Annotated in this window: 9 protein-coding genes; all 9 read left to right on the top strand. The window is 65.1% G+C overall.

Annotated elements, in window-relative coordinates; translation table 11 throughout:
* On the top strand, positions 1-159 hold a 159-nt coding region (locus tag VMD50_RS26880), incomplete at its 5' end, for an ABC transporter permease (RefSeq protein WP_325432510.1).
* Positions 159-1028 carry an MlaE family ABC transporter permease gene (locus VMD50_RS26875; RefSeq protein ID WP_325432504.1) on the top strand — a complete coding sequence of 290 codons (870 nt, stop codon included), beginning with the start codon at positions 159-161 and terminating at the stop codon, positions 1026-1028. The genes VMD50_RS26880 and VMD50_RS26875, both read left to right, overlap by 1 nt.
* Positions 1029-1030: 2 nt before the next feature.
* Positions 1031-2089, top strand: a complete 1059-nt coding sequence (locus tag VMD50_RS26870; RefSeq protein WP_325432502.1) for an MlaD family protein — start codon at positions 1031-1033, stop codon at positions 2087-2089.
* On the top strand, positions 2086-3096 hold the full coding sequence (locus tag VMD50_RS26865; protein WP_325432500.1) for an MlaD family protein: 1011 nt from the start codon (positions 2086-2088) through the stop codon (positions 3094-3096). Before VMD50_RS26870 ends, VMD50_RS26865 begins: the two co-directional genes overlap by 4 nt.
* Positions 3096-4118, top strand: a complete 1023-nt coding sequence (locus VMD50_RS26860; RefSeq protein WP_325432498.1) for an MlaD family protein — start codon at positions 3096-3098, stop codon at positions 4116-4118. The genes VMD50_RS26865 and VMD50_RS26860 overlap by 1 nt, the downstream gene beginning before the upstream one ends.
* A gap of 1 nt (position 4119) precedes the next feature.
* Positions 4120-5277, top strand: a complete 1158-nt coding sequence (locus VMD50_RS26855; RefSeq protein WP_325432496.1) for an MlaD family protein — start codon at positions 4120-4122, stop codon at positions 5275-5277.
* Positions 5274-6317 (top strand): MlaD family protein, encoded by a 1044-nt coding sequence (locus VMD50_RS26850; protein WP_325432494.1) that lies wholly within the window; start codon positions 5274-5276, stop codon positions 6315-6317. Before VMD50_RS26855 ends, VMD50_RS26850 begins: the two co-directional genes overlap by 4 nt.
* On the top strand, positions 6314-7279 hold the full coding sequence (locus tag VMD50_RS26845) for an MlaD family protein (protein ID WP_325432492.1): 966 nt from the start codon (positions 6314-6316) through the stop codon (positions 7277-7279). Before VMD50_RS26850 ends, VMD50_RS26845 begins: the two co-directional genes overlap by 4 nt.
* On the top strand, positions 7267-8052 hold the full coding sequence (locus VMD50_RS26840; RefSeq protein WP_325432491.1) for a hypothetical protein: 786 nt from the start codon (positions 7267-7269) through the stop codon (positions 8050-8052). Before VMD50_RS26845 ends, VMD50_RS26840 begins: the two co-directional genes overlap by 13 nt.
* Positions 8053-8055: the final 3 nt, after the last annotated feature.

Below are 8055 nucleotides of genomic sequence, written 5' to 3'. Positions count from 1 at the left end.
CTCGTGGCCTGCCAGCGCGGTCTTGAGGCCAAGGGCGGTGCACGCGGCGTGGCCGACGCGGTCAACGCCTCCGTTGTCATCGGCATCGTCGCGGTGTTCGTTCTCAACCTGCTGATCACGCAGGGACTGTCGATGTCCATGCCGCTGAGGGTGGGCTGATGGCCCGGATCGCAGTGCCGGCACGACACCGACCCGCGGCCCTGAGGGCCTCGCGGTGGGTCGCCGGCCGGGGTGACTCGCTGATTCAGCGCCTCGGTCACCAGGTCACCTTCCTGTCCCAGGTGCTCGGCGCGATCCCGCACACGCTGAAGCGTTACCGGCACCAGACCGGGGTGCTGTTGGTCGACATGATCTGGGGCAACGGGTCGCTGATCGTCGGTGGCGGCACCATCGGCGTGCTGATCTTCATGGGCGCGGCGGTTGGCGGTTCGGTGGGAGTCGAAGGGTACGGGGCCCTGGACATGGTCGGTATGGGCCCGCTGACCGGATTCGTCTCCGCGTATGCGAACACCCGGGAGATGGCGCCGATGATCGCGGGGATCGGCTTCGCGGCCCAGGCGGGGTGCCGCATGACCGCGGAGATCGGCGCCATGCGGATCTCGGAGGAGATCGACGCGTTGGAAGCCCTTGGCATTCAGTCGATCCCGTTCGTGGTCACGACCCGGGTGATCGCCGGGATGATCACCATCGTTCCGCTCTATGTGGTGACGCTCGCGTTGAGCTACGTGTCTTGCGCGTTGGTGGTCAACGTGCTGCACGGGCAGTCATCGGGCACCTACTACCACTACTTCGACTCGTTCATCCACCCGTCCGACGTGGTGTTCTCGGTGCTCAAAGCCGCCATCTTCGTGACGCTGATCATCGCCATCCACTGCTATCAGGGCTACAACGCCAGCGGTGGTCCAGAAGGGGTCGGGCGGGCCTCGGGCCGAGCGATCCGGGCCAGCATTGTGACCGTGGTTGCCGCCGACATGGTGCTGACGCTGTTGTTCTGGGGCAACAATCCCGGCATCCGGATATCGGGGTAGGCGTGCCAAGACTTCCAGGGTCCGACCAAGGAGTGCGGGCGCCCAGTTCGCGCTCGTTGCGGATCCGCGGACTGATCGCCGCGGTGGCGCTGGGTATCGCTGGCATCTCGCTATATCAGCTGGGCAACGGCGGCTACGACGACACGTTCAAGCTGACCGTGGTGGCCGATTCGATCGGTGAGGGTCTGACGCCGGGCGCGGAGGTGAAGTTCCGCGGGCTGACGATCGGATCGGTGAAGACGCTGGAATCGGCCGGGTACAACAGGCAGAAGATCACGGTGGAACTCGAGCCGCGCCAAGCGAGGGCCCTGGCCGCCGACACGACGGCTAACTTCATGTCGTCGAACACTTTTGGCCTCGCGGCGGTCGAACTGGTCAGCAGCGGCACCGGCGCCCGGCTGAGGCCGAACCAGACGCTGCTGATAGGCGCCAACGTCCGGTCGACTTCCATCACCGGGCTGCTGCGTCAGGGCCAAAAAATCGGCAAGATGGTGGACTCGCCCGACGTCGACCACATCATCGAGACAGTGCGTCGGCACGCGGACCTGACCGAGCCGGTGACCCGGTCCTACTTCGATCTGATCAAGATGCTCGTCGACGCCCAGAAGGTGCCGTTCTCACAGTCGCTATCGGTGTTCGCCTCGGTGGTCAACGGCGCCAGCGACGCCATCCCGCTTATCGGATTGGCATATGACCTCCTCAATGGGATGGAATTTCTGGCCCATCCCGACGGGGTCGAGCGCATGAACGTGATCCTGGACCAGACCGCAAAGCTCCTCTTCAATACGGACGGGATCTTCGCGAAGAACATCGCGTGGCTTGCGCCCTTCATGAAATCGGTGATGGACGTGTTGCTGCCACTCTCGTACCTCGAGGGCAGCCAGGCGCCGGTCTATGACCGGCTCTCGGGTCTGCTAGACCGCACTAGTGCGGCGTTTCCGATCATCGACGGCAAGGTCCGCATGCAGATCGAGGTCACCCTGGGCGCGATGCCGGGGCTGGCGGCGGCCCTACCGCCCCCGCCCGCGCCCGCGCCCGCACCGCAGCGGGGCGGCCGATGAGAAGTGTTACCAAATCCGTGATTTGGCTGGCCATCTTCACCGCCATATCGGTGGTGTGCACGCTCATCGTGCTGACCGCCTTGCGTAGTCCCGTGACCGGGGCGGTTTCCCGCTACACCGCGGCGTTCTCCGATGTGTCGGGCCTCTACGCCGGTGATGACGTCCGCATCTCCGGTGTGCAGGTCGGCAAGGTGGAAACCATCCGGCTCGACGGCCGGATCGCCAAGGTGGATTTCACCGCGCAAGACGATCACCCGGTGTTCGCCAACACCATTGCCGCGGTGCGCTATCAAACCCTGGTCGGTCAGCGCTACGTGGAACTCGTCCAGCCGGCCAAGCCGGATCAACGGCTGCGGGCCGGGGGCACCCTTGGCCTTGGGCAGACGATTCCCTCGTTCGATGTGGCGAAGCTGTTCAACGGGTTTCGGCCGATATTTCAAACTCTCGACCCAGCCCAGTTCAACCTGCTGGGCGAGAACCTGCTGCGGTTGATCCAAGGCGATGAAAACGGCATCGGCCCGTTCCTGCACGACCTCGACGTCATTTCCAAGTTGGCCGTGAACCGCCAGGCGGTCATCACCGCCGTGCTCCGCAATCTCAGCGCGATCTCGGCGGATCTGGGCGGCAAATCGCAGCAACTGTTTCATCTCATCGCGACGCTCAACGACGTGGTGACGAAGTTCGGTTCGAAGGCCGAGGAGTTCCGTGCGGCGATGGAGGTCGGGCTGCCCGTCCTGCGGAACACCACCCACATCCTGCAGTACACCGAGCGCACTTTTGACGGGACGACGGTTCCGCTCTATGACCTGACGAGCCGGATGTGGCCGCAGACCGCGACGATCATCGCGGGCCTGTCGCTCGCCCCGTCGCTGATCCAGGGAATGCGGGACTGGCTGGCCGACGACCAGCCCGCCAGACCGGCGTTTTCGTGCTCGCACGGCGAAGTCACCCTGCCGGGGATCGGGCAGGTGTCATTCGCACAGCAGAACTTGGTGGTGTGCCGGTAATGCTGTTCGGGGACAAGAGCGTACGACGGCGGCGTCCGGTGCTCGACGAGCGCGCCGCGGTGGTCCGCAGTCGCCGGCACGGCATCGTCGGCGTCGTCGTCATCGTTGCGGCGTTGGCCGCCACCGCGATGGCCTACTTGAATCCGACCGGCCAGACCGGTTATGTCGCGCGCTTGTCCAACTCCGGCGGTGTGCGCGCCGGCGACCAGGTTCGTATCGCCGGCATCCCGGTCGGGAAGGTCACCGGCGTCCGGCTCGACGGCGCCGTCGTCGAGATGAAGTTCGACGTCGGGCGTTCGGTGGTGGTCGGTTCGGAATCCACTCTGGACATCAAGCTGCTGACCCCGCTGGGCGGCCACTACGTGGCGCTTGACCCGAAGGGCGCTCTGCCGCTGGGCCGCAACGTGATTCCGCCCCAACGGGTCACGCTGCCGTTCGAGGTCAACGACATCATCCAGGCGGCAACCCCGCTGATCAAGGAAGTCAACGGCCAAGTCATCCACGACACGTTCACCGAGGTCGCCAACGCCGCCAACAAATTTCCCGACGCGGTGCGCGACCTGCTCCGGTCGGCCAATGCGTTGACGACGTCGATGAGCAAGTCCACCGCCGACTTCCATCGCAGCCTGGACTTCACCAACAACAGCCTGCGGGCCACGGTCGCCGCACGTCAGCAGCTCATCACGCTGTTTGAGCAGCTGGACATCATCGGCCAGTCGTATACCTCGAAGTCGGTCGACATCGTCGAGTTCTTCGGCCTGTTCAGCGAATTGGCCCGCATCCTCGACCGCATCGTGGTGTTTTACGGCCGGGAGGTCGGGCCGGTTGTCAACGGACTCGAAGACATCACCGACACGCTGAACGCCCACCCCGAGCGGTGGGGCGAGGCGCTCGAGGGCCTGGGGCAAAGCCTCAACATCGTGTTGCCGATGCTCAGTGGCAACGGGGTCGTCTTCGACAAACACAGCCGGCTGGTGCCCGGACAGGACCTGTGCCTGCCCAACATCATGAGGAACTGTTGAGATGAGCAGGTTGTCGGCGCTCGGCTCGCGGCTGCGTTCCCCGTGGGGTATCGCCGCGGTGGTGGCCGTCGTCGCGGCGATCGCGGCGGCGGTCACCTTCGGCGCCAAGATGGTGATGCCCGGACACACCCGTGCGATGTGCGCCGAATTCACCGACGCGGTAGGGCTATATCCCGGCAACAAGGTGGCACTGCTGGGTATCGAGGTCGGCACGACGACCGCGATCGTCAACAAGCCCGACCACGTCGAGGTCGACTTCACCGTGCCCACCGACCTTGACCTGCCGGCCGATGTCGGGGCGGTCACCTACTCGCAATCGATTGTCACCGATCGCCACATCGAACTGACCAAGCCCTACACCTCGGGCCCGAAATTCACCGGGCCGGGGTGCATCAGGCTGAAGTCCACCAAAACCCCGATCAGCATCAGCGAAACCTTCACTGCCATAGGCAAGCTCGCCGACGCCATCATGGAACCTCAACACGGCCAGGACCCGTCCCGGGCGCCGGGCGTGCAAGCCATCAATGACAGCTTGCACGCGGCCAGCCGCTCGCTGGATGGGACCGGCGCCGGCCTCAACCAGACCCTGCGCAATCTGGTCACCATGCTCGCCGACCCCTACAAGGCCGACGCCGACTACCGGCAGCTGTTCGAAAACAGCGAGATCCTGACCTCGGACTTCCTCAAGAACTGGGACAGCTTCGCGGGTTTTGTCCAAACGCTCCCGGCCACGACCCAATTGGTCGAGGGCCTGTCGGACAACTTCGGAGCGGCCATGAGCCGTCTGTCGCACCTGCTGCCGATCCTGGTCGAGGCGATCAACCGGTGGGGGCCGCGGGTCTATCAAAGACTCGACCACTGGATCAGCTGGCTGAGCGACATGCTGAACAGACACACCCCGGCCATCATGGCCATGATCAACTCGTGGCCGCAGTTCAGCCACTGGCTCAGCGACATCTACGAACCGGCGTGGGGAACCCACAACGTCACCTATATTCCTCCGCAGGTCGCGATTTCGCCGTCGCAGGCCGGCGCCATCTGCGAGGGGCTGCGGCAGCGCAATGTCCCCGGAGCCGCGTCGGCGTGCGCGTCGGGCACCGCGTCGGATCCGGTCACCCTCGGCCTGACCGATCTCATCCTGGGGGCCGCGCTGTCATGACCCGACGATCGATGCGCGTGCTGCTGGCCACACTGGCGATCTGCCTGACGGCGGCTTGCTCGCTGGATCCGACCCGGCTGCCGGTCCCGGGCGCCTACAGTCCCGACCACGCGTACCGAATCAAGATCCAGTTCTCCAGCGTGCTCAACCTGCCCGCCCGGGCCAAGGTGGACTCCGGCGGAGTGCAGGTCGGCGTACTCGACCACGTCCAGCTCGACGGCACCACGGCGGTCGCCTACGTCGATATCGCCGGCGACACAAAGCTTCCCGGCAACACCCGCGCCGAACTGCGCCAGGCCACCCCCCTCGGCGACATCTACATCGCGCTCGTGCCGCCGGAGGATCGGGCCGGGGACATGCCGGTTCTGCGCGACGGCGGCACCATCCCGTTGCGCAACACCGCTCCGGCCGACAACGTCGAAGATCTCTTGCGGTCGGTGTCGAACCTGGTGGCCGGCGGGGCGATCGGCACGCTGCAAAGTACCGTCGTCAACGCCAACAAGGCGTTCCCGAAAAACCCCGCCGAGCTGACCCGGATGCAGCGGACCCTCGCCGGCGTCCTCAATGACCTTGCGGCCAACCAGGACACCATCGACGGCATCCTGTCCAGCATGGAGAACATCACCACCAACATGGCGGCCAATACCGCGGTGTTCAACCGGCTGGTGACCGAGGGCCCGCCGAAACTCCAGGGGCTGTCGGCGATCACCATGGCCATCCTCAACGTCGTCGGGGACTCTCGAGACGTCAGCGTGCTCGGCGGAGAACTCACCAACCCGATCACCGGCGACATCATGCAAATGCTGTCCTACCTCACGCCAATGGTCGAAACGTTGGCAACCCTCGACACCACCATTCCGGTGCTCGCCGACAAGCTGATCGCATTCCTGCACTACAAGCTCCTCGGGTTCTTCCGCAACGGGGGCCCGAAATACATTGTCTCCGAACTTCATCCACCGACCGGGCGCGAGGGTGTGGATCCCGCCGACAAGGCCGACCAGGCGGTCAAGGCGATGCAGAGCATGGGAATGCTGCCATGAAATTCGGTGCCCGCGCCACGCTGGCCATCCTGGCGGTGATGACACTGGCCGGCGCGGCCTACATGTCGATCGGCGTGCTCGACATCAGCCCGACCAAACAAGTCACCCGACTCACGTTGATGCTCAACGCTTCCGGCGGCCTCATGCCCACATCGGAGGTGACGATGCGCGGCATCAAGGTCGGCCGGGTGAGGAGTATCGAGACCACGACGAGCGGGCTGGCGGTCTCGATCGACCTCGACCGCGCGCACCCGGTGCCCGCCGACAGCGCGATCAGCGTGGAAAACCTCTCCGCGGCCGGCGAGCAGTACATCGAGTTCAGGCCGAAACTGATTGCGCCGCCGTACTTTAGCGACGGGACAGTGATCCCCGCGGACCGGGTCGCGCCGATGGTCACCGGCGCCGACTTGCTCACCAAGGCCAATGCCCTGATGTCGGCGCTGAACCTCGACCAAGTGCACACCATCATCGACAACGTCTCCGCGGCCTTGGGCGGCAACGACGACACCATCGATTCCCTGACCACAACCGCCGGGTTGACCGCCAAGGTGATCCACGACGACAAGCAACTGCTGGCCACGCTGTTCAGCAACTTCGCCACGATGACCACCAACTTGGGCGACATCAACGCGGGCGAAGTGATCAGCGAGACCGGCAAGCTGCTACCGCGCTCGGTGCCGGCGTTTTTGCGGATGGTCCACGAAATCGAAACCCTTTCGCACACCGGCGTGGGCGTGGTCGGCCCCGACGATCCGGCGGGGGTCCTGGTAGCCAAGCTCAGCCAGTGGCTCGACATGCTGGCCGGCCCGCTCAGCACCTTCACCACCGTCCTGGAACCCGCGGTCGCACCGCTACACGACATCAAGGTGGACGCCGGGCACTGGCTCGACTTCTGGGAATCGACCTTCAACGACAGCGGCGGAATGCGGGTCCAACTCAACGTGCCCGAATGGCACCGATGATCGGCGAACGAAGTTACGGAAAAGAAAGAACTGGCATGACAAACTCAGCTATCAGCGAAGACGAAAAGACAGACGACAGCGAGCGCGAGCCTGACGGCGCCGACATCACGGTGGCCGCCGCCGACGAGGCCGACACGAAGCCGGTCGCCGACGACGCGCGGCCCCAGCGGTCGCCGAAGTTGCTGCTGCGGCCGAACAGCCCGAAGCGATGGGGCGCGGCCGTACTCGTGGCGGCGGTGCTCGCCGGCGGCGTGTTCGGGTTCATGAAGTATCGCCAGGTGACCGGCCAGCTCGCGGAGCTCCGTCGACAGCAAGCCGATCGCGACACCGTGGCGCAGCTGGCCAAGGACTACGCGCTGAAGTCGCTGACCTACAGCTTCGAAGACCCGGATGCCTTCTTCCGCTCCGTCGAAGACGGTGTGTCGCAGCAGCTTAAAGACAAATACGTCAACGCCAGCGATTTGCTCAAAAGCGTGATGCTTCAGGCCCAGGTCACCTCCACCGGTGAGGTGCTGGCCATCGACCCGGTCGCTCAGCCCGGCGGGGTCTACCAGGTAGTGGTGTCGGCCCATCAAACCACCCGCAATCTGCAAAACCCGACGCCCAAGGTCTCGATCATCCTGCTGCAAGTGACGGTGAACAAGGCGGGCAACGCCTGGCAGGTTTCCGACATCGGCCCCAAGACCGGCGCCCATCCGCCCGTCGAGCAGCAGATCCCGCCGGCCGAGCCGCCTCCCGCTCCCGCACCAGCCCAGCCGGCGCCGAAACGGTAGGTG

The organism is Mycobacterium sp. (genome assembly GCF_035506235.1).
Taxonomy (GTDB): domain Bacteria; phylum Actinomycetota; class Actinomycetes; order Mycobacteriales; family Mycobacteriaceae; genus Mycobacterium.
The sequence above is the reverse complement of the archived record's forward strand: the minus strand, read 5'-3'. Positions and strand labels throughout refer to the sequence as shown.